Below are 21,129 nucleotides of genomic sequence, written 5' to 3'. Positions count from 1 at the left end.
ACCTGCCATCGTCCAAATGGCAGGTTCTTTTTTATGTTTTGAGAGAAGGTGCTCTATCTTGAATTCGCTTCAAGGAGGTCGCTTTCCAAACAACTGCCTCGGCCTCATCGGGATAAAACCCTGTTGGGGCCTTCAGCTATCGCTTTACTGGCTACCGACTCCGTATTTCGCATCTTTAAAGAAACTTCTAAAAACAACATACTAGGTCTATTAGATTTTTGCTGTATAGGACTTTGAGCTTGGATTAAATTACTTTTATGTTACAAGTTTTACAGGGAGGTTAGATATCATTACAGTTTGGAAAAATCTATTGTCCCTTCCATATTTTCCATATAAACTAAGCCTTGTATTGAAAAGAACTATTTTTCTAGGAGGTTTTTTACAAATTGGTAATAAGGGGAGAGTTTAATTTTATGAAAAAAGGGCTTATGAGTGTTGTTTTGGCTAGTTCGGTATTAATTTTTCCAGCGGTGTCAGGTGCGGCTCTTGGCGATCAGACGTTGCGTACAGGTTCGAATCATGCTGATGTGGAGGAGTTACAGGATGTGCTGCGGGACACAGGGCATTACGCTTCTTCTTCCACTGGTAACTTTGATTCAGCTACAAAGCAGGCTGTTAGAAGTTTTCAGAGCAGTAAGGGAATTTTAGTAGATGGTATTGTTGGTCCGCAAACGTTTCGTTCTTTAGGTGTTTCTGATAGTGGCGGTTCTTCAGTTAGTGCGAGTTCTTCTACGGTAAATTTTTCGGGAACTCTTCGTTATGGCAGTCGAGGTTCTGGTGTTCGATCTTTGCAGTCAGCATTGAATAGCAGTGGTGCAAATGCTGGTTCGGTTGATGGTGTTTTCGGAAGTCAAACACGCAGTGCTGTTCAGTCTTTTCAACGTAGTGCCGGGATTTCAGTGGATGGCGTTGCTGGTCCTCAAACGTTTGATGCATTAGGCGGTTCTGTCAGTTCTTCTGGATCTAGTAGCGCTAGTAAGAGTAATTCTAAATCCGGTTCTACTGGATCTGTTAGCAGCAATTCTTCTGGCAGTTCTTCTAGTGCGAGTGGAGTTATTTCAACTGCTAAAGGGCAAATTGGTTCTCCATACAGCTGGGGCGGAACTTCCCCCTCCGGATTTGATTGCAGCGGATTTTTAAATTATGCATTCAGTAAAAATGGGCAGAGCATTCCTCGAACGGTATCAGCGATTCATGGTGCGGCGACGAGTGTTTCTAATCCGCAAGTTGGCGATATCGTTTTCTTTGCCACCACTCATTCCGGACCATCTCACGCTGGTATTTACTTAGGTAATAATGAGTTCATCCATGCCGGTTCTTCTACTGGCGTTACGGTGTCTAATTTGAACACTTCTTATTGGAGCAATTCTTACCTTGGCGCAGGTCGTTTATAATCTTTTTTCAATATACTACTATCCCCTCTCCTATATATCGTTAATCGTCTTACATACAAAAGCTCCGCCAATGATGGCGGAGCTTTTGTATGTGATAAATGATGACGTGATTGGTTGGTTGATGACATTCATGCTGATTTCTGGCGGTGAGTGTCACTATCTAGCTTGAATAGATACAATCGTGACTGAGCTTTTTCGTGAGTGTCACTGTAAGACCAGGATAGTGACACTCGGCACTCTTAAGCAGTTTAACCGTCGCTAAATGCTCTTTTCACCGACAGTCGAGCGACTCCGGGTTGGCTGAATGTTCTTAAAACTTATTTCATTACGTTTTCCCAGAAGCAACCCTTAAATCATGTAATCATCGTTGTCTTGGGTAATGTCTGTTTGGGCCGTGTTGCGTTTGCCGCCTATGTCGTTGTCCTCCAGTAAATGGTCCATGGTGATGTAGGAGGTTTTTTCTTTGTATTTCCGGTCCCAGTCCGCGTTGGTTAAAGAGTCTCTCACTTGGCCTTTTAAGTTTGCATAGAGAAACGAGACACCTTTTTCCTGGTATTCTTCCATGATTTCCTCCAGAACTTTGATGGAAATGGTATCAATGTCGTTAACCCCCGACATGTCGATGACCATCCATTTCGTATCCGACGTATTCTGAAGTAGATCTCTGATTATTTTTTCGCAATGGGCGATGTTTGCAAAGTAAAGGCTTGAATCGATTCGCACCATTAACGTGTCTTTGAGTCGTTTTGCTTCCGTGATTCTGTTAAGATTGCGGAATTCGTGGTCTTCTTCAACGTAGCCTAATTCCACTACTTTTGGTGCGGAGCTTCGTTTTAACAAGAGAAATAATGAGAAAGCCACTCCAACAAGAATCCCCCATTTTATCCCGATCAGTAAGGTAATTGAAAATGTGACGACCCACACCCAACCGTCGAGAGGTTTCACTTTAAATAGGTATTTTGCTGTCTTTATGTCAACTAGTCCTACAATTGCGACAAAAATAATTGCTGCTAAAGCCGCGGTCGGTAAATAGTAAAAATAAGAGGTGAATAATAGCAACGTCAGTAACACCGATACCGCGGTAATAATTGATGATAGTTGTGATACCGCACCAGATTGATGATTAACGGCGCTTCTAGAGAAGCTTCCTGTCACAGGATAGGCCGAGAAAAAAGAACCTGCTATGTTTGACAATCCTAATGCTCTTAATTCTTTATTCGGATCGACTTTATATTTTTCCTTGTCCGCAATCGCCTGTGAGATGGCGAGTGATTCCATGAATCCGATGAGCGCAATCGTTATGACCATCAAAAATAACGTAAACATGTTTTCTGGCGTCAAGTTCGGAATCGTCAAAGCTGGAAATCCGCTTGGTACGTCACCTACAATAGTTACGCCACGTTGATCTAATTGAAAGGTGTTCACCGTGATGATCGATAAGACGAGAACGATAAGTGCCGCCGGAATTTTCGGATTGATTTTTTTCAAAACAACGAGAGTGATGACACTGCCAAGTCCAATCGCTACGGTGATTAAATGTGTGCGGCTGATGTTCTCGATCAGTTCGATAATGAGAAATTGAATTTGCATAAAATTTTTCGTTTCAACACCGAGTAAATGGTTCAGCTGACTCACACCGATGACAATCGCAGCTGCGGATGTGTACCCGTTCATGACGGGATGCGAGATAAATTTAACGAGGAAACCTGCTTTTATAAGTCCTAGCAAGAGTTCCACTGCACCGACCATAAATGTCAGGATTAATACGAGTGAAATGTATTCAGATGAACCAGGCTCGGCATATGCGGATACACTGGATAGCACTAATAATGATGCAATCGCGGCTGGTCCGACTGCTAAATGCCTCGACGAAGCAAAGAGGGCATAGATGAATAAAGGGATAGTTGATGCATACAGGCCCATTACTGGAGGTAAGCCTGCTAACATCGCATACGCCATTCCTTGAGGGACTAGCATGACAAATATGGTTAGACCGGCAACGAGGTCTCTCATAAAAGCTTGTCGGTCATAATTTTCTTGGAGATTAAGTGGTCTTCGCTTTTTGAAACTCATAGAGGCACTCCTTTCGCTCTGGCATCTGGTTGATTATGTATGTGGTCATTTTGTTTTTCTATGGAAAGTTTACTATGTGTCTTATACTAAACAAATGTTGTGGAAATGTATAGCGGGTTGTTGGTTGTTTTTGTATTATGCAGATGCGCATTCTTTGCTCGGTGCTCATTTTTAGGGCTCTTTCGCGCATTCCTCCGTCCAGGCGCCGCTATACTTTTCATAAAAAAAGGCATGGTGATATCTAGAGGCTCGGAAGCCTTTAGTTATCACCATGCCTGTTCGAATCAGTAACATGTGATCGATTTAAACTTGATAGATCTACTGAAGCACGATACTTTTTGCGTTTCATCTGCTATTTAGGATGCGCGCCGGGCTCCTAAGTAACGTGGTTTCCAGTAGCTGTTATCCATACTCGTGATGGTAACGCCTGTTGAAGAGCCACTGTGGATGAATTGGTTATTTCCTATATATATCCCATTATGTGATGGTCCTTTTGTGTAAGTTTCGAAATAAACGATGTCGCCTACCTTTGGTGTGGATACAGATTTCGTCGCGTTCCATTGCAATGCGACGGTTCTTGGTAAGGTAACTCCATTTTTTTTGAATACGTTTTGGATGAATCCACTACAGTCAAATCCGTTGGCAGTTGTTCCGCCCCATACATACGGTACGCCGATGTAGCTTCCTGCGTCTGCAACTAGATTGATTGTGTTGAAGGATGTGTTCGATGAGCCTGATCCACCACTAGAGCCGGATTCTTCTTTATGTATCGATGACACTTCCTGAAGCTTGTCCCAGGTAGATTTTGTTGCAATCCCGTCTGATACGAGTTTCCAATCTTTTTGGAATTTTACGAGAGCTGATTTTGTTTGCGGTCCGAATTGGCCGTCTGCTCTGCCAGTTAAATGTCCAATAGCACGCAGCATGTTTTGCAATTCGACAACATTGGATCCTGTGCTTCCCTCTTTAAGTGTATGAGAGGCATTTGATCCATTTGATTTACTGTTTTCAATTGAGCCGCTTGATCCGCCTGTTGGTTTGGATTCGGTTGATGTATTACTGTCTTTTTTCACGATTGTCTCCAATTGTTTAAATGTGTTTGGTCCAAAAATGCCGTCTACGCCAATTTTCGCCTGACGTTGAAGGGATTTTACAGCATTGGAAGTTTGTGGTCCGTATACACCATCAGCACTGCCAGATAAAAAACCTAAGTCTTTGAGACGCGTTTGCAGGCTTCGTACCTTATCTCCTCTGGATCCTTGTCTTAAGACAACGTTCGATAAGCTGGAGGATACATTAGAGTCTTTTGATGCTTCTTTATTGTCAGTGTTGTCACTCTTTTTAGTAGTGGATGTATTGTTTATTTCCGCGTTGATGCGGGCTAATGTATTAGGGCCTGCTAATCCGTCTACGGTTAAACTGCGTGCTTGTTGAAATTTCCGAACAGCTTGTACCGTTGGAGCACCGTATTTTCCTGATGTTGAACCCTCGTAAAAACCCGCTTTTTTCAAGTAAGCTTGTAAACTAGTAACATCACTATTCGACGTTCCTTGTCGCATTACTTGTTTAGTGTTGCTGATCGCTTTAACAGTTGCTTTGTTTGAGGAACTGTTACTGGTAGAGCTACTAGAATTGGATGTGGAAGTACTGCCACTTAATGCTCCGAATGTTTGTCGTCCGACAATTCCGTCCTGTGTTAGTTTATTCGCCTTTTGGAATGTAACAACAGCTTCGCGAGTCAGGTCACCGAAATAGCCTGTAGCGGTATGGTGTTTGAAATGCCCTTTTTCTATTAAGCGTTCTTGCAGTTGTTTAACTTCGCTGTTTTCCATCCCTTGTCGGAGGGTGTTATCTCCAAAGGAAGCTTCTGCCATGCTAGGTGCGATCAATGCTACCCCTGTTGCTGCAACGGAAACAAAAAGTGTTGAACGGATTTTCGACTCTAAAAAAGACATGCATTCACCTCTCTCGTGTTTTTTCGCGAAAATAGAGTCTATTCTCCTAATTTCCGCTATGGTGAATTAATTTTATCAAAGATATCGATAGGTTAGTAGGTTCTATTGTCCTATTTAGTGAATATAAATGTCAGAATTTTCATGGGCAATTATTTATGATTCCAGTTTTCAGAAAGTTTTTTAAAAGTTTTTTAAATTAAAATGTTTTAAAGGCGGTAGGGCTGGGTACACTTATACTAAGAGTTGAAATCCACCACTTTCATCTCTCCCCCCTATCATTTTGATAGATAAATGCTTGTTGAAGGGGTTTCTCTTTAACAGCGAAAAAGATACTCCTCGTCCCAAGGAGTATCTTTTTTTTGTGTACTTTTGTGATACTCTTTGTTTTACCTTTGATAGACTTTTCATCTATCATGGGAAGGGTATACATTTAAATTATAATTGTAATGGAGGGTTGAATATGAGTGTAGATATTGACAAAGGATTGAAACGATATTTATTCGCCTATGAGGTGATCTCTACGGGTGTGAAAAGTGAATTCAGTATCGCTGAAATGAATGAAGACAAAGCGCGGGCTAAAATTACCGAGCGTGTGGCTGATATGGAGTTTACAGAGGAAGATGATATTAAAATTGTTGAATTGCTGAAGGTGTTAGAGTTGAAAGATTCTTATTATGAGTGTGAAGGTTGCTCGTAACCATTGCTCGTAGCGCGCAATGAACGATGTTGCAGAAGGCGCAGAAAAAAGTGAAGGATACTTTTTCTGTGCTTTTTTTGATGCAGGAGGTAGCTTTTTTAGGCTTTTGGCGAGGGATAGGGGGATCCTTCTTTATTGGTAGCGCATTTTCCTTAAGGACTGATGCATTTCCTTTCTAACTCACGATATCGCTTGGCCAGCTCATTCTTCTTTAAAAACTATTTATCATAAAAAAACCCTACCTTATAAAGGCAGGGAGTAGATTTCATTTAATTATTATTCTGCAGCGTTATCTTCAGCAGGCACTTCTTCTAGTTCCGCATTTTCAGCAGCTGGTTCTTCTTCTACTTCAACCTCAGTAGTATTGTTTTCTACTGCTGGATCAGTTTCGAGTTCAGTTTCGTTTTCAGTGCCACCACATGCAGCCAAGACACCTAGAGTTAACACGCTTGATAGTACAGTAAGCATTAATTTCTTTTTCATAATAAAATTCCTCCTCATTATACATATCTATGTGCTGACCATTGTTCTCTGTTGATTCATAGGTACTGATCAACTAAGATTATCTTAACTCTTAAAAATCCAACTAGCAATATCTTCCACAGCTTTTAGGAAGTCTTCCATACTTTCTCACAGTATTATGATAAATCATGTAAATAAAGTATTTTATGGAATGTAGTTATTTGGAAACATAAAGGCACCGAATTCAAAAACTAAGCGAAAAAGGATACGCTCAAAGCGTATCCTTTAATATATATATATCAAATAAGGGGGGTTTGATAGTTATTTACATATTGCCTTCATCGTTTATTACAGCATTGTTCTCTATAGCTGGATCTTCGTTGACTGGCTCTTCTACATCACCACATGCTCCAAGTACACCGAGTGCAAATACACTTGATAAAACTGTCAGCATTAATTTCTTTTTCATGATTTCCTCATCCTCCTATTTTATTGATAAGAATCAAAGTATTCACGATTATCAAAACTTAGTGATTACTCATTTACTTCTACTTCCATGTTGTTATTGCCCATATCATTGTCCACGTTGTTCTCCAACACTGGATCATCATTGATTGGCTCTTCGTCTACATCTCCGCATGCTCCAAGAACACCGAGTGCCAGTACGCTTGACATTGCCACTAACATTAGTTTCTTTTTCAAAATAGAAATCCTCCTTTTCTCATTAAATTATATTTAGTATTTCAATGTTTCCCTGTCATATTAAGAATTATTCTTTTCATCGGGCATTTCGCCCATATCGTCGTTCGTGTCGTCACCTAGTTCTTCATCCTTCGCGCCTTCTTCTTCACCCATACCATTCTCTTCAGGCATATTCTCTCCTTCATTCTTGCCGTTTTCTTCAGGCATACCTTCTTCTTCGTTCATAGTACCGTTTTCCTCTAAATTAGTTTCTGTACCAGTATCGTTTGCTGGTGCATCATTTACTGGTGTTTCTTCATTATTCCCTCCACAAGCTGCAAGCACACCTAAAGTCAATACACTCGACATTGCGGTTAACATTAATTTTTTCTTCATCATTCATTTCCTCCTTATATGTGTTTTACCTAGTTTTCGTCTAACTGTTTATTTCATACCTTCTATTTTTAACCACTTATTGCTTATGAGTTGTTTGTTTCATCCATTTCATCATTCATGCTGTTGTTCTCTTCCACGCTTTCCTCTTCGTTCATACTTTTTTCCTCATTCATTCCTTCATCCATACTGTTTTCTTCTTTCATTCCTTCGTTCATACTGTTTTCTTCTTTCATTCCTTCATTCATGCTGTTTTCTTCATTCATTCCTTCGTCCATGCTGTTTTCTTCGTTCATACTGTTGTCAGTGGTTTCAACTTCATTTGTAGTGCCACCTTCATTGACATCTACGTTTACGTCTTCTTCGTTGTTGCCTCCACAGGCTGCTAAAATTCCTAGTGATAATACTCCTGATGCGAGTGTTAAAATTGCTTTTTTCATGATGTATTCCTCCTAATTTTTTTTGAGATTGTTTTACGGATGTATGAGCCTTGACCGTAAATTCAATGGATGATTGCTATTAAGACTGGCTCTACTACAGGGTATTACACCGCAGCCATCAGTTAAAACATGAATTAGCCCTTTTTGATAATCTCCCATATTCTTCCCCTACTTCCGTAAATACGAATTCCCACGAAAAATACTTTCATGAGTACACTTCATGGCTCCCTATTTTTAATCTAGTCATCAAAAATTATTTCAAATACATATTCAAATTACACACTTTTTCATAATAATATTGTCTTTTTTGCGGATTTTGGGGTCCATTTTTGGGGGTCAGACCCCCCATTTATTGGAAATGGTGTTTTGGCTAATTAAGTGGATGACGGAATGGAGAGGATAAGAGAAAAAGTAAAAAGGATGACTTTCTATGACAATCATTCGTCTAGGTTATGTAGCAATGAGTTCTGTCGTTAAAAATGCATCTCCTTCGAAAACAATGACTTTTGCGCAGTTCGAAAAGATTGCTAATACAGACGCCGCTATTAGAAAACTTTCCCGGCTCGCACAGACTAATTTACAAAACTGCATACGACTTCTTAAACACAATGTGGCAAATGATATTACTTTTTTTCGCCTTAGCTCCAAGCTTGTGCCTTTGGTCAATCATCCTGAGATCGGTAATTGGAATTATATTTCTCCGTTAAAGGCTGAATTTGAAGAGATAAAAGAAATCATCAACCGCCATCACATCCGAGTTGATTTTCACCCGGATCACTTCGTTGTTCTGAATAATGCCGACAAAGATATTCTGCAAACTTCGATCAGGACACTCCGCTACCACTATAAGCTTCTCATGGGTATGGGAGTCGATCCTAAGCACCGGTGTGTGCTTCATGTTGGCGGACACTATAATGACAAAACAAAGGCATTAGAAAACTTTATTGAAAACTGGGGGCTCGTCCCTCAACAATTACAAGCAATGGTCATGTTGGAGAACGATGATACCAAATTCACGTTATCGGATACGTTGTATTTGTGCGAAAAGCTAGAGGTACCGATGGTTTTCGATTACCATCATCACCTGGCTAATCCAGGGACAGTTAATTGGCGGGAGGATTGGGATAGAGTGCTCCAAACGTGGACCCAATCAAATTTACCTGTGAAAATGCACATTTCCAGTCCTAAAAGCGAAACCCAATACCGGGCTCACCACGAATATATCGACACGGAGCTGTTTTTTGACTTTTTAAAGGAAGTGAAAGGCTCCGTTGATCAGATTGATTGTATGATCGAAGCAAAAAAGAAAGACAGTGCCTTGTTTCAGTTAATGAAAGATATGAAAAGCCGAAGCGATGTATCCATCATCAACCAAAGCACCGTAAAGCTTCTATAACACCACCCATTACTGAGAAAGCAAATTAAAGCCTCATCAAAATTCCAAATAATGGCGGGTCTGACCCCCTTTTTCTCTTTCTTTTATTTTTTGCGGGAGTTATGTAATAATTGAATTTATATGCTTATTGAGCGATTAATAACAGAAGGAGCGATTTTCTATGTCAGATTACGAAGAGACTGACCTACCTAAAATAGAAGTTAATGATATGCCTTTCGAGTGGGTAACGGAAAAGGGTACGTTTAGGTATCTTGGGGAGGATGTTGTTCTTTTTTGGATAGATACTGCCATGAAAAGCTTTTTAGAAACGATTCAAGAGGTTTCCGGGGAGGAAGCAGCTGATGTCGTTTTAGAGACAACTGGATTTAGAATGGGTACCGATGTCAGTAATTTTTATAAACAAACGGATATCAATGAGATATTTGATATCCTTCCTAAGATTTATGGTTCTGCCGGTTGGGGGAAGGTGACAATTAAAGAGGTATCGTTGGAAAATAAAACTGCTGTTATACAAGTAGAAGACAGCTGGGAAAATAAAATTATTAAAAAGCAAGGTAAGAAGAAACCCAACTTATTTTTGCCGGGTCACTGGGCTGGCGTCTTGTCTGGTCTGTTTCATGAAAACATTTGGTATAACATCTCGAAGTCTCAGGCAATGGGGGATGACTATGATGAGTACACACTTGGGCCATCTTCCGTGACACCGGCAGTTAATATGCATGATTTGGCTCGCAATGAAGAGCAGGCTCATATTTTGAAGCTTGAGGAAATGGTTGATGAACGAACGAAAGAATTAACCGATTTAATCCAGGAAATTTCCTCTCCGATCATACCGGTGTTAGATGACATTGTTGTGATCCCGTTATTAGGAAGGTATGATGAAAATCGAGCCAATGAACTGCTTGATAAAACCTTGGAAAGACTCCCTAAGTTCCAAGCCAAGTATTTAATTTTAGATCTGACTGGTCTAGATGGCGATGCGAATGAACATAGCTTGTCGCTGATTCAAGGGTTAACATCGACTACTTCGCTGCTGGGTACGGATACAATTCTTGTCGGTATCTCACCCGATCTAAGTATGAAAATGACACAGGGTGGCTTTACACTCAGAGATAATAACTTTCATTGCTTTTCTACATTGAAGCATGCTATTTTATTTGCTTTGTCTCAAGAAGGCCGTCAGATTCCATAAGAAAAACGGCATAGCCGTCTTTTATTAAATGCAGCGTCAGCTTCCACCGCCCCGAGTAGCACCTACGAAGTGTGTGTAGGTGCTACTCGAAAGAAGGATGGGTTTCCCTTGATACGCGCGGTGTGAAGGTAGCTGCCAATTATATAAATTATCTTTTAAGAAAAACGCGTTGCGGCTTTTGTTAAATTTTTATCTTCTAATATGAAACGTTGCAACTGTTCACGGCAACTCCAGTGATGATCACTGGAGTTGTTTTTTTGTTTTAGGCGGCTGCTTAGAGTTTCCATATTTATGGGGGGTCTGACCCCCCATAAATTTCCTTATACGAAAAAGTGTAGCTCGGATGGATTCCGGCTACACGTCTGTTATTTATTATTCTTTATCAGCTAGGGCAAACATTAGCTCAGCTTCAGCTACAGTTACTCCGTCAACAGATGCTACTGCTTTTCCTTTGCCAATCTTGCCTCTCACCCGGGTCATTTCGACTTCTAGTTTTAATTGGTCGCCAGGTTTGACTTGTCCCTTAAAGCGACATCCATCGATTCCTGCGAAGAAAGCCAATTTGCCTCGGTTTTCTTCTTTTTTGAGCATCGCTACTGCTCCAACTTGAGCGAGAGCCTCGATGATTAACACGCCAGGCATCACCGGGAAATCAGGGAAATGACCATTAAAGTATTCTTCATTCGCGGAAACATTTTTAATACCCACCGCACGTTTTCCTTCTTCGACTTCCAAAATACGATCAACAAGTAAAAACGGATATCGATGAGGAATGATTTCTTTTATTTCTTCAATGTTTAGCATTTTTGTATGCCTCCTACTATTATCAGGTTATCATTTCTAACTTCCTTCTAGTTTACGTCTTTTTGAGAAGGGAGACAAGATATAGCATGATAATTGAGGAACTTAGGCAGAAAGAGTTTTATGGTTCCGCTTCCGTCCGCTATTCTGGTTGAAAAGAAGTATTCACAAGGATTGGCGGATTCGATTGTCAAATCTATGTCCGCAGATTCAAAAAAATCCCACGATGAGTAAGAACTCAGCATGGGATGGTTGGGATTATCTTTGTCGTTCTGCTTCGGTGCCGTCAAAAACTATATCGTATATATGATACCAGGTATCTGGTTCAAAAACATCCATTGGGTTGCCACCTGGTCCAATGATACCGTAGCCGACCATTGCTCCTAATATAACGCTAGCAATTACTAAAAATAAGACCAGGATCACTCGAAACCAAATAGGAATGAGCCGAATGCGGCCACTTGGTTTGTTTTTTTTGTTTTTACGCTTTTTACCATCGTTGGCTGCCGAACTGTCTTCCTCTTCTTGCGTTTTTTCTTCTTGCTTCAACGTTTCTTCATCCTTCTCATTATCTGAAGGAGATTCCGATTGCGTTTCCTCTACTGCACCTAGGCCGAGCCCTCCACTAGCGATGATTGTATCAGCATCATCGTCATCTTCAGTAGGTTCTGGTTTACCGCCATCAACATCAGAATCAGAATCTTCGGTTGGACCTTCCCTTTTAACTTCCGATTGATCATCAGCTTTCGGAATTTCCTGATCTTTTTCAGCAGTCAGTGGCACACCTGCTTCTCGACTGAACTCAACGTCTGCTGTTTGATCCGATTCAGAAATTGAAGGGTCAACAAGGGAGTCATCCGCATGATCCTCCGCGGGCACCTTAGGACTTTTCTCAGTGTCACTATTAGGCATCGAATGGAAGGAAGTCTCCGCATTAGATGCATCAATGATCGAATCTTGCTCGTCGGTAACCTGGTCGTCTTCCTGATGGTTGCCTGAAGACGATTGTTCTTGATCTTGAGAAGATGATTTTTCGCTGTCTTTTTCCTCTGGCTGATTTGGTTCGGAGGAATAAGATGTAAATGGCTTCATCATATCTTCATTGTATTTCGGATGGTTTTCTTCACGTTTGCTCATGACCACTTACTCCTCGTCATATCCGGCTTGGCTCCATCTATTGTAGCTTTATCGTAGATTTGTGACAAGCCCCATCATTTGATCCGTAATGCTTATAGCCTTTGAATTAAACTGATAAGATCGTTGTGCTTCCATCATATCTGTCATTTCTTTGGCTGAATCCACGTTTGATGTTTCCAAGGCAGATTGCATGAATACTTGCGCACCCGCCGCTTCCTCCAGAACATCTGCAAGATCCGTGTCCAGTGCATCTAAGTCAGGTAAAACATAGTTGTTTTCGCCGATACTTGCTAATAGCTGAGGTTTTGTAATGTTGACAAGCTGAAGTTGGCCGGCATCGACTAACGTCCCATCATTCAGCGTTACCGTAATGGCTCCTTCTTCATTAATTTGGAAGTCATCGTAACTGGAAGGTAGCTCAATTGGTTCACCAGCTGCTGAAAGCACGTAATCACCTTGTGAATTCACAAGAAAGTTTTGCGTATTATTATTTGGATTCGGACTTAGATAAAATGCGCCGTCACGCGTGAACTGGCGGTCGCCTCCTGGTGTTTCAGCCAATTCAAAGAAATAGCCCGGCTCTGTTAATGCCACATCGAATTCACGACCTGACTGACTAATCGATCCTTGTTCAAAACGAACGGCCGTTTGTGCCACCGCAGCCCCAGAACCAACACGAATTCCGTTAGGTGTTAATCTACCAACTTCTTGATTTGCCGCCGATTGATTGTTCACTTGTTGAAAAAGTAAGTCTGCAAAACTTGTATCACTTCTTTTAAAACCGGTAGTATTCACATTTGCCAGGTTATTCCCTGTTGTATCTAATTTGAGCTGTAATTGACCCATGGTTACAGCTGAATTTATCATGGATTGGTTCACGTGCGTTCACCTGCCCTTTCATAAGAAAAACGCAAAGCGTCTTTTATTAAATGCAACGTCAGCTTCCGAGTAGCTGCCAATTTTACTAGAAAAACTAGATTTTTCTTAGCCAATCTTTCCAACATCATTCACCGTTCGCTGCATTGTTTGATCATATGCTTGTAAAACTTTTTGATTCGCCTCGAATGTTCGAAGGGCAGTCATCATTTCTGTCATTGTCCGGGTGGCATCTACGTTTGACCGTTCAACGAAACCTTGTTGCAGTTGAAAAGTCACCTCGTCGTTATCGACGGCAGTGACGACATCGTTGTCTCCATCATATCGAAAGAGTCCTTCCCCTTCCTTGACTAGTTGTCCAGGATCGGTAACGACAGCGACATTAATTTGGCCCAATAGATCTTGCTCCGCGGAGAAGATTTGGCCTTCACTGTTGATGGTAATGTTCTCGTTATTAACAGTTATCGGGTTTCCGTCTACACCTAGTATGTAATGGCCACTGGAATTAGTTAGCGTCCCTTGACTGTCAATGGCAAAGTTACCGTTTCGTGTATAACGGATATCGCCGTTGTCATTCTGTGTTTCAAAGACGAGCATGGCTTCTTCGTCGGTCTCTTCGTTAATTGGGACGAGGGCCTGTAGAAGCGCCACGTCCGTGTTGTTGCCGGTTTCTTGTATATCACCCTGGGTGAAGTTCGGTGTTTGTTCCTGCATGTAGACGCCAGTTGCAAGTGTACCCACATGGTTGGATCCGGTCGTTTGAATGTGATCGGTCCCCAGAGCTTTGATCATCATGTCTGGAAATGTACGCAAGGAACCCTGATCTTCCTTGTATCCCGGTGTATTAATGTTCGCTATATTGTTCGAAAGCATTTCTTGTTTGCGTTGCTGGGAGATCATGCCCGCTCCAGCCGCGTATAATCCTCTTAACATCTGGGTCACCTCTTTATAATGTGGTTACGCTCTGATTTTGTTTTTATTAATTCGATCCAGGTTTTCCAGCAATATGCCCGTTCCGTTTGCGACGCAGTGCATTGGATCTTCTGCTATGAAAACAGGGACTTTTAATTCTTCTGCAAGTAGTTGATCAATACCGTGCAAGAAAGCTCCGCCCCCGGTGATGATAATCCCGCGGTCAATAATATCGGCAGAAAGTTCCGGTGGTGTTTTCTCTAAAACATTTTTGGCTGATGTGACGATGTGAGAAACGGATTCTTCCATGGCTAGGCGAATTTCTTCGGATTTAATATTGATGGTTCTCGGTAGTCCGCTCACCATATCCCGTCCGCGAATATCGATTTCTTCTGAACGCGCCCCTGGAAATACCGTTCCAACTTCGAACTTAATTGTTTCCGATGTCCGTTCTCCGATAAGAAGTTTGTATTTCTTTTTGATGTAGTGGAGGATGTCTGCGTCAAACCGGTCCCCGGCAACTTTGATCGAGGAGGCTGTCACAATGTCTCCCATCGATAAAACTGCGACGTCGGTCGTCCCTCCACCTATATCAACAACCATGTTTCCGCTTGGCTGGTAAATATCCATTCCGGCTCCAACTGCTGCTACTTTAGGTTCTTCTTCCAGGTAAACGTTTTTTCCTCCGCTTTTTTCGGCAGCTTCCCGTATCGCTTTTTGCTCGACGGAAGTAATGTTCGTTGGGCAGCATATAAGAATGCGCGGCTTGGAAAACCAGCCTTTTACTTTGATTTTGGACAAGAAGTGATTGAGCATGGCTTCTGTCGTATCAAAGTCTGCAATAACGCCGTCTCTTAAAGGACGAATAGCGACGATGTTTCCTGGCGTACGTCCGACCATTTTAAAGGCTTCATCGCCCACCGCAAGAACTTTTCTGGATTGTGTGTCAATTGCAACCACTGAAGGTTCATCGAGTACGATTCCTCTTCCTTTCACGTGAATCAAAACGTTGGCTGTTCCTAAATCAATTCCGATATCCCTTCCAAACATTGCTGATTTCCTCCCTGATTCGTACTGGTTCTTCACTTGTATGATTAATTACCGCTGCTTTTTATTGTTAATAAGTGTATTAATTTTAAGCTGTTTTATAAGAAAAACGGCACAGCCGTCTTTTATTAATTCTTAACTTCTAAAGAAAGAATATGATGGCCTTTGAATTCGCCAGCCAATGAGTAACTTGCATGAATGAATGGTGGATCCAACTATTTTGTTCAAACGAACGCGTTTCGCATATGTACTCGGATTTCGCGTTGTTAAATCCTTTTTAAGAAGCTTTTTACATTTGTCAATGATTATTTTTTCCAGTCTCTTCACTCATTATAATATTTTATCACAAATTGTCACCTGAAAGTGATAGGTCTTTTGATTTTTTTGTGTTTTTTTGTAAAAAGATAGGAAATTAGTTCGGATTTTGAGAGATATGAGGCGGAAAATTGTTTTGTCTTGGGATTCCCTTTCTTTTAGGCACAAAAAAGCGTTTCACTCTAGTGAACTCGCCTTTAACATTAGTCGGTTTTATGGAAATGAATTTCACTCGAAGCGATGTCCAAGCGAAAACGGAGACCTGTTTTTTTCTGTTCATCTAACTAGTCGCAAATAAGAGAGTGCTCCTGTGAATAGGTACTGGAGCACTCAAAAGATATAACGGAATCGTTTTAACCTTTTTCTATCTTGTTTCCATGATGGTCCCTTTTCGGTCCTTCAGGGCAGGCTGCTTATACTTTACTTTTGTAGCTTCCCCTCCCCGCAAGTGCCGAATCGACTTATGGTATTCAAGAACCCCTTTCACTTCATTGGCCAGTTCCGGGTTAATTGCAGGCAAGCGTTCCGTTAAATCTTTATGAACGGTGCTTTTTGACACGCCGAACTCTTTTGCAATCGTTCGAACAGTTTTCTTTGTCTCAACGATGTACCTTCCTATCTTGATGGTCCTCTCTTTGATGTAATCGTGCACATCTCTCGCCTCCCTTATTCTCATCGAACGACCTTCTCTTGTTGCTATAAGGTTTGTTAAATTTTATTAAACAAGGAGGGAATATATGCCTAAATCACACAAATGGAAAAACAAAGGAAGTCTAAGCACACCAAGGACAACCTATCATTTTCAAAATTCGAAAGGTCTCTGAGGGTTCTCTAAGGGGTCTCTCTAAGGGGTCAGCCCCCCCATAAATTGGAAATGCGGTTCCTTGAATTCAATGAACTAGAGAAGGTATTGGTGACACTGGGCATAGTAGAGCGACCTTTGAGTGTCACTAAACACCTGAAAAAGCTCCACTCGTCGGGTCTGTGTGAATTTGAGTGTAACTAAAGACATCACATAGTTACACTCATAGGAGAAATGAGCTCCTAGTGTCATTAAACACGGGAGATAGCTCTATTCAATCTGACATTAAGCACCTGAGTGTCGTCATAACTTTCCCGCTCAACATTTTCATAAAAATTATTAGTCATCAGGAACGAACTAAGGCTGAGTTCGTTGCCCACGGAAAGCATCCACCTTGAGCGAATTCGAGTACCTCTGATCAAAAAAACACTGAAAAGTCCAAATTGACTTTTCAGTGTTTCTCTTTTTCCTCTTATGAATCTAGCTCTGGATCTTTTTCTGGATCTTTCTTTGGATCTTCTTTATCTGCTGGCTCTTCATCATTCTCTGAATCTTTTTCATTCCCTGAGTCTTCCGTATCTTCTTCTGGATCCGGTAAAGATTCTGGTTCGATTTGTTCATCTGCTTCTTCAGCTGATACGTTTGGTAGAGCCGAGATTCCTTGGTCGACAAAGTCGATTGGATTCACCGGTACACCATCTTTCCGAATTTCAAAGTGTGTGTGAATACCTGCATCTTGATTGTACAAGCTTCTTCCAGCTTCACCGAGAACGTCACCTTGCTTGACGGTTTGCCCGACTTCTACTTTCAATTCATCTAAACTTTGGTAGATCGAAAGAATATCTTCGTCGTGTTCCACGTGAACCACTTGACCAAACAATGCGTCTTCTTCCGCTTTCACAATAGTACCACTCATGGAAGCTGTTACATCAAAGGCCTCGCCGTCTTCTTTAGCAAGATCAATACCTTTGTTTTGATAGAAATAGTTGTTATATCGGACTAGCGCTGTCTCTTGTTCCTCGACGGATGCTTCATAGTCATGAAAAGTACCTACAACTGCAACTTCGTTTTCATCCATTACTGGTAATTCAAAAACTTCATCTTGAGCGACAACAGGAACTGCTTCTTCCTCTTCCGCTTGTGGATCTCCTGTGTTTTCATCTGCCAATTCTTCTGGACTGCCTTCTTCTTGATGCCCACCGATGTTCTCTATATCAAACTCAGAGTCTCGTTGTTCATCTGTCAGATCAGTTGTTGATGTCATCCACAAGAAAGTTGTTAACACTACTGCTGATAAACCTAAATACAATGCCGGCAACATCCAACGTTTTTTCGCTAGACGTTTCATTTTCGCCTGCATCCGCCCCCACTTGGAAGCTTGCTTTTCATCATGATTGTTCATGTAATCATCACCTCAGCAACATTCTGATCAGATTGCCGAGAATATATACATTATTTAGAAAATTATTTTTTCACCACTTAGAAACTCAGTGTTTACAAGGTTTTTGACTCCATCTCGCTTCTAAAGTCTTAACTATTTTTTCCGAAATCAGTCTGTGCAAGTACGGTTGCTGCCTCTACAATAGATACCCCCTGATAATAATAATGGATGATATCACGATAATCATTTCCGGCTTTCGCCATACCATCTGCGCCAAATTGACTCATTCCAACACCGTGTCCCCAACCACGTGTCTCAATCACAACCGTGTCCCCGTTTCGACTCCAATCAAAGTCACTGGAATCAAGCTCCAACTTATCGCGAATATCTCTGCCTGTAAATGTTTTATCGCCAATTTTCACTTCTGCAACTCTACCACCCGTTGTACGAGAGACTATCTCTCCCACTTCTCCATCAGGTAGATTCACCTGTAACAGCTCTTGAAATTCCCCCGCAGATATCTCGCGCACATCCTTATAACGTGGTGATTCTAAATCCCAGGGACTTTCAACACTTCTTAAGTATGGTATTTCATTCGGCCAGTATTCTTCGGAGTTCTCTGTGTATCCGTTGCTTGTTGAAAAGAAAGTTGCCGTAATAGGTTCTTCCTCATAGGTAATGATCTGGCCTTCCGTATCATAAACGGCTTTTTGAATGCGGGACATCATCCAATCATAGTCACTTCCCCAATTCTCCTTTAGTTCTGCTTCGTTTTTGAAAACTTGATGCATAACTGTATCCGTCACATCAGCCCCTTCAGGTAACTCAAGGTCAGCACCATCAAGGATTTGACGAATATAATACGTTCTTGCCGTTAGCGCTTGCGCTTTCAACGCTTCCATCTCATAGGATGCCGGCATTTCTGAAGCGACAACTCCAATGATGTATTCTTCCAATGGGACTTCCTCTATCATTTCTGTTGTTGAACGGAAAACCGAAACGGTCTGTGCTTCAGTTGGCAGTTCATAAGTTGTTGCAGGTTTTGTTTCCTTTTTATCATTTGTACCCGTTTGCTCTTTCGTCGTTTCTACAGTTGCCTGACTCCCCCTCACACTGACTGGCGCTGAATCTAGCGCGTTTCCACCCGAAAACCCCGTTACCAAAAGTGCTGGGACAATTAGTATTGCAAATGCAAATATGACTCCTACCATAAGAAACCCTTTCACGAGATAACCTCCTTCATCACTCTACTATTCCTTCTATTACATCTTTTCTCTCATCTCATATCTATGAACTCTAGTGAATCATTAGAACTGTTAAGAAAAATTAGTAGTTTTCAATTTTCCGGAGGTTCCAGCGCAATGGATGCTCTTGCGATTGCTATGTTTATAGGTGGTAGGTGCTACCTGCGTAGCACCTACAAACGTAGCACCTTGATTTCCGGCGCATCAGCGCGTATATGCGAGCTTTTCTCTCGTTTTTTTCGGTAGGTGCTACCGCCGTAGCACCTACAAACGTAGCACCTTGATTTCCGGCGCATCAGCGCGTATACGCGAGCTTTTCTCTCGTTTTTTTCGGTAGGTGCTACCGCCGTAGCACCTACAAACGTAGCACCTACCACGCGAGACTTTCTCTCGATCGCCGTCAAGTGATTTTCACCTACCTTAAAAATCACATGAAAAATCCCCTTGCGAGTCATTCGCAAGGGGAACACTATTTAATCACTTAAATAATATAAAAGATAGCGTTTTGAGAATAATTAGGAAGCGAAATTTGGATCTAGCTTCTTAAGAGGAGCTGGTGCCTCGAGATTCTCCATCTCAGCAAGCTCTTCTTCTTCCTCATTCACACGCTCAATGTGTGCACCTAAGGAGAGTAACTTATCAGAGAAGTCTACGTAGCCTCTATCGATGTGTTTAAGCTCTGTAACACGTGTAATACCTTCAGCTACAAGGCCAGCGAGAACGAGTGCTGCTCCAGCACGAAGATCTGTAGAAGATACTTCGGCACCTTGTAAGTTTAGTGGGCCTTCAATAATAGCTGCCCGACCTTCTATTTTTACATTCCCGTTCATGCGGCGGAACTCTTCCACATGCATAAAACGATTTTCGAATACAGTTTCTGTAATCACGCTTGTGCCTTCTGCATGGAGCATAAGTGCCATCATTTGTGCTTGCATATCTGTTGGAAAACCAGGATGTGGCATTGTTTTAATATCTACCGCTTTTAATTTGTCCGGTCCAATCACGCGCACACCATTATCTTCTTCAATAATAATGACGCCCATCTCAGTCATTTTGGAAATAAGTGGTCGCATGTGTTCTGTTAACACATTTTCTACAAGAACATCTCCACCTGTAATCGCAGCTGCTACCATAAACGTGCCAGCTTCAATTCGATCCGGGATAATTGTATGCTCTGCACCAACTAATTCTTCGACACCGTCAATTTTAATTGTGCCAGTTCCTGCTCCACGAACTTTTGCGCCCATGGCATTTAAATAATTTGCAAGACAAACTATTTCAGGTTCCTCTGCCGCATTTTCAATAATGGTTGTACCGATTGCTGTAGTAGCCGCCATCATGATATTTTCCGTTGCCCCAACACTTGGGAAATCAAGATAAACTTTGTTTCCGTAAAGACGATCGTCAACTCTAGCTTCGATATAGCCGTTACCGATTTCTACTTTTGCGCCCATTGCTTCAAAACCTTTAAGGTGTTGATCAATAGGACGTGAGCCAATTGCACATCCGCCTGGTAAAGCGATTCGTGCATGGCCGAACCTTGCCAGCAAAGGTCCCATTACTAAGAAGGATGCTCGCATTTTTCGGACATATTCGAACGGTGCTTCTGTTTTTAATTGACCCTGTGCGTCAACTTCAATGTGTCCATTTCCATCATAGGAAACTTTTGTATTTAAATTGCGTAAAACTTCGTTTATCGTGTATACGTCAGCTAAGGCTGGTACATCATATATGTGACTCTTACCCTTACTTGCTAAAATGGATGCAGCAATAACAGGTAAAACAGCGTTCTTTGCCCCTTCAACTCGGACAGTACCGCTTAACCGGTTACCACCGCGGACTATAATTTTTTCCAATTGTATTCCCCTCCGCGTCCAGATTGTATATTCATTATTATTCAATCGCAATCTTTGACGTGCCAAAAGTAGCTG

20 protein-coding genes are annotated in these 21,129 nt (G+C 41.6%); 4 read left to right on the top strand and 16 right to left on the bottom strand.

Going from position 1 to position 21,129, the window contains the following annotated elements:
* The first annotated feature begins 413 nt into the window (after nucleotides 1-413).
* Complete coding sequence (locus CEF18_RS20580; RefSeq protein WP_110938831.1) at nucleotides 414-1,394, top strand: C40 family peptidase; 981 nt, start codon at nucleotides 414-416, stop codon at nucleotides 1,392-1,394.
* Nucleotides 1,395-1,742: 348 nt separating this feature from the next.
* On the opposite strand, the gene CEF18_RS20575 is transcribed toward CEF18_RS20580, so the two are convergent.
* Nucleotides 1,743-3,467, bottom strand: coding sequence for a SulP family inorganic anion transporter (locus tag CEF18_RS20575; protein WP_110938373.1), 1,725 nt, complete (start codon nucleotides 3,465-3,467; stop codon nucleotides 1,743-1,745).
* Between the two features lie 356 nt (nucleotides 3,468-3,823).
* A complete protein-coding gene (locus CEF18_RS20570) occupies nucleotides 3,824-5,422 on the bottom strand; it encodes a C40 family peptidase (protein ID WP_110938372.1) in 1,599 nt (532 codons plus the stop codon).
* A gap of 460 nt (nucleotides 5,423-5,882) precedes the next feature.
* Between CEF18_RS20570 and CEF18_RS20565 the strand changes: the two genes are divergently transcribed.
* Nucleotides 5,883-6,119 carry a hypothetical protein gene (locus tag CEF18_RS20565; protein WP_223292414.1) on the top strand — a complete coding sequence of 79 codons (237 nt, stop codon included), beginning with the start codon at nucleotides 5,883-5,885 and terminating at the stop codon, nucleotides 6,117-6,119.
* A 276-nt stretch (nucleotides 6,120-6,395) separates the two neighbouring features.
* Here the strand turns inward: CEF18_RS20565 and CEF18_RS20560 are convergent, their stop codons facing one another.
* The 5 genes from CEF18_RS20560 to CEF18_RS20550 form a co-directional block, all read right to left on the bottom strand.
* Nucleotides 6,396-6,602, bottom strand: a complete 207-nt coding sequence (locus CEF18_RS20560) for a DUF108 domain-containing protein (RefSeq protein ID WP_110938371.1) — start codon at nucleotides 6,600-6,602, stop codon at nucleotides 6,396-6,398.
* 304 nt (nucleotides 6,603-6,906) lie between these two features.
* Nucleotides 6,907-7,050: a hypothetical protein gene (locus CEF18_RS26125; protein WP_183040957.1), complete on the bottom strand. Its 144-nt coding sequence runs from the start codon at nucleotides 7,048-7,050 to the stop codon at nucleotides 6,907-6,909.
* 65 nt (nucleotides 7,051-7,115) lie between these two features.
* The gene (locus CEF18_RS26120; RefSeq protein WP_183040956.1) at nucleotides 7,116-7,283 is read right to left on the bottom strand and encodes a hypothetical protein; all 168 of its coding nucleotides are present in this window, start codon (nucleotides 7,281-7,283) and stop codon (nucleotides 7,116-7,118) included.
* 60 nt (nucleotides 7,284-7,343) lie between these two features.
* The gene (locus tag CEF18_RS20555; RefSeq protein WP_110938370.1) at nucleotides 7,344-7,661 is read right to left on the bottom strand and encodes a hypothetical protein; all 318 of its coding nucleotides are present in this window, start codon (nucleotides 7,659-7,661) and stop codon (nucleotides 7,344-7,346) included.
* Between the two features lie 80 nt (nucleotides 7,662-7,741).
* The gene (locus tag CEF18_RS20550; protein WP_110938369.1) at nucleotides 7,742-8,095 is read right to left on the bottom strand and encodes a hypothetical protein; all 354 of its coding nucleotides are present in this window, start codon (nucleotides 8,093-8,095) and stop codon (nucleotides 7,742-7,744) included.
* A gap of 430 nt (nucleotides 8,096-8,525) precedes the next feature.
* Between CEF18_RS20550 and uvsE the strand changes: the two genes are divergently transcribed.
* The gene (gene uvsE, locus CEF18_RS20545) at nucleotides 8,526-9,491 is read left to right on the top strand and encodes a UV DNA damage repair endonuclease UvsE (protein WP_110938368.1); all 966 of its coding nucleotides are present in this window, start codon (nucleotides 8,526-8,528) and stop codon (nucleotides 9,489-9,491) included.
* 160 nt (nucleotides 9,492-9,651) lie between these two features.
* A complete protein-coding gene (locus CEF18_RS20540; RefSeq protein ID WP_110938367.1) occupies nucleotides 9,652-10,683 on the top strand; it encodes an STAS domain-containing protein in 1,032 nt (343 codons plus the stop codon).
* Between the two features lie 372 nt (nucleotides 10,684-11,055).
* Here the strand turns inward: CEF18_RS20540 and fabZ are convergent, their stop codons facing one another.
* The 9 genes from fabZ to murA form a co-directional block, all read right to left on the bottom strand.
* Entirely contained in the window at nucleotides 11,056-11,487 is a 432-nt protein-coding gene (fabZ, locus tag CEF18_RS20535) for a 3-hydroxyacyl-ACP dehydratase FabZ (protein ID WP_110938366.1), read from the bottom strand.
* Between the two features lie 255 nt (nucleotides 11,488-11,742).
* A complete protein-coding gene (locus CEF18_RS20530; protein WP_223292413.1) occupies nucleotides 11,743-12,621 on the bottom strand; it encodes a DNA-directed RNA polymerase subunit beta in 879 nt (292 codons plus the stop codon).
* Between the two features lie 48 nt (nucleotides 12,622-12,669).
* Nucleotides 12,670-13,500, bottom strand: coding sequence for a flagellar hook-basal body protein (locus tag CEF18_RS20525; RefSeq protein WP_110938365.1), 831 nt, complete (start codon nucleotides 13,498-13,500; stop codon nucleotides 12,670-12,672).
* Nucleotides 13,501-13,605: 105 nt separating this feature from the next.
* Complete coding sequence (locus CEF18_RS20520) at nucleotides 13,606-14,430, bottom strand: flagellar hook-basal body protein (RefSeq protein ID WP_110938364.1); 825 nt, start codon at nucleotides 14,428-14,430, stop codon at nucleotides 13,606-13,608.
* A gap of 24 nt (nucleotides 14,431-14,454) precedes the next feature.
* On the bottom strand, nucleotides 14,455-15,459 hold the full coding sequence (gene mreB / locus CEF18_RS20515; RefSeq protein ID WP_110938363.1) for a rod shape-determining protein: 1,005 nt from the start codon (nucleotides 15,457-15,459) through the stop codon (nucleotides 14,455-14,457).
* Between the two features lie 676 nt (nucleotides 15,460-16,135).
* On the bottom strand, nucleotides 16,136-16,423 hold the full coding sequence (spoIIID, locus tag CEF18_RS20510) for a sporulation transcriptional regulator SpoIIID (RefSeq protein ID WP_110938828.1): 288 nt from the start codon (nucleotides 16,421-16,423) through the stop codon (nucleotides 16,136-16,138).
* 622 nt (nucleotides 16,424-17,045) lie between these two features.
* A complete protein-coding gene (locus CEF18_RS20505) occupies nucleotides 17,046-17,975 on the bottom strand; it encodes a M23 family metallopeptidase (protein ID WP_110938362.1) in 930 nt (309 codons plus the stop codon).
* Between the two features lie 128 nt (nucleotides 17,976-18,103).
* Complete coding sequence (gene spoIID / locus CEF18_RS20500) at nucleotides 18,104-19,180, bottom strand: stage II sporulation protein D (protein WP_223292412.1); 1,077 nt, start codon at nucleotides 19,178-19,180, stop codon at nucleotides 18,104-18,106.
* A gap of 533 nt (nucleotides 19,181-19,713) precedes the next feature.
* Nucleotides 19,714-21,054: a UDP-N-acetylglucosamine 1-carboxyvinyltransferase gene (murA, locus tag CEF18_RS20490; RefSeq protein ID WP_110938360.1), complete on the bottom strand. Its 1,341-nt coding sequence runs from the start codon at nucleotides 21,052-21,054 to the stop codon at nucleotides 19,714-19,716.
* Nucleotides 21,055-21,129 lie beyond the last annotated feature (75 nt).

The organism is Salipaludibacillus neizhouensis (genome assembly GCF_002886185.1).
Classification (GTDB): Bacteria; Bacillota; Bacilli; order Bacillales; family Salisediminibacteriaceae; genus Salipaludibacillus; species Salipaludibacillus neizhouensis.
The sequence above is the reverse complement of the archived record's forward strand: the minus strand, read 5'-3'. Positions and strand labels throughout refer to the sequence as shown.

What these genes read in the sequence shown, in the direction of transcription:
- CEF18_RS20550 (WP_110938369.1), bottom strand. Translation starts at nt 8,095, where the DNA reads ATGAAAAAAGCAATTTTAACACTCGCATCAGGAGTATTATCACTAGGA.
- CEF18_RS20540 (WP_110938367.1), top strand. Translation starts at nt 9,652, where the DNA reads ATGTCAGATTACGAAGAGACTGACCTACCTAAAATAGAAGTTAATGAT.
- CEF18_RS20530 (WP_223292413.1), bottom strand. Translation starts at nt 12,621, where the DNA reads ATGAGCAAACGTGAAGAAAACCATCCGAAATACAATGAAGATATGATG.
- CEF18_RS20560 (WP_110938371.1), bottom strand. Translation starts at nt 6,602, where the DNA reads ATGAAAAAGAAATTAATGCTTACTGTACTATCAAGCGTGTTAACTCTA.
- CEF18_RS20580 (WP_110938831.1), top strand. Translation starts at nt 414, where the DNA reads ATGAAAAAAGGGCTTATGAGTGTTGTTTTGGCTAGTTCGGTATTAATT.
- CEF18_RS20505 (WP_110938362.1), bottom strand. Translation starts at nt 17,975, where the DNA reads ATGAACAATCATGATGAAAAGCAAGCTTCCAAGTGGGGGCGGATGCAG.
- CEF18_RS20575 (WP_110938373.1), bottom strand. Translation starts at nt 3,467, where the DNA reads ATGAGTTTCAAAAAGCGAAGACCACTTAATCTCCAAGAAAATTATGAC.
- CEF18_RS20555 (WP_110938370.1), bottom strand. Translation starts at nt 7,661, where the DNA reads ATGATGAAGAAAAAATTAATGTTAACCGCAATGTCGAGTGTATTGACT.
- mreB (WP_110938363.1), bottom strand. Translation starts at nt 15,459, where the DNA reads ATGTTTGGAAGGGATATCGGAATTGATTTAGGAACAGCCAACGTTTTG.
- CEF18_RS20520 (WP_110938364.1), bottom strand. Translation starts at nt 14,430, where the DNA reads ATGTTAAGAGGATTATACGCGGCTGGAGCGGGCATGATCTCCCAGCAA.
- uvsE (WP_110938368.1), top strand. Translation starts at nt 8,526, where the DNA reads ATGACAATCATTCGTCTAGGTTATGTAGCAATGAGTTCTGTCGTTAAA.
- CEF18_RS26125 (WP_183040957.1), bottom strand. Translation starts at nt 7,050, where the DNA reads ATGAAAAAGAAATTAATGCTGACAGTTTTATCAAGTGTATTTGCACTC.
- CEF18_RS20570 (WP_110938372.1), bottom strand. Translation starts at nt 5,422, where the DNA reads ATGTCTTTTTTAGAGTCGAAAATCCGTTCAACACTTTTTGTTTCCGTT.
- fabZ (WP_110938366.1), bottom strand. Translation starts at nt 11,487, where the DNA reads ATGCTAAACATTGAAGAAATAAAAGAAATCATTCCTCATCGATATCCG.
- CEF18_RS20565 (WP_223292414.1), top strand. Translation starts at nt 5,883, where the DNA reads ATGAGTGTAGATATTGACAAAGGATTGAAACGATATTTATTCGCCTAT.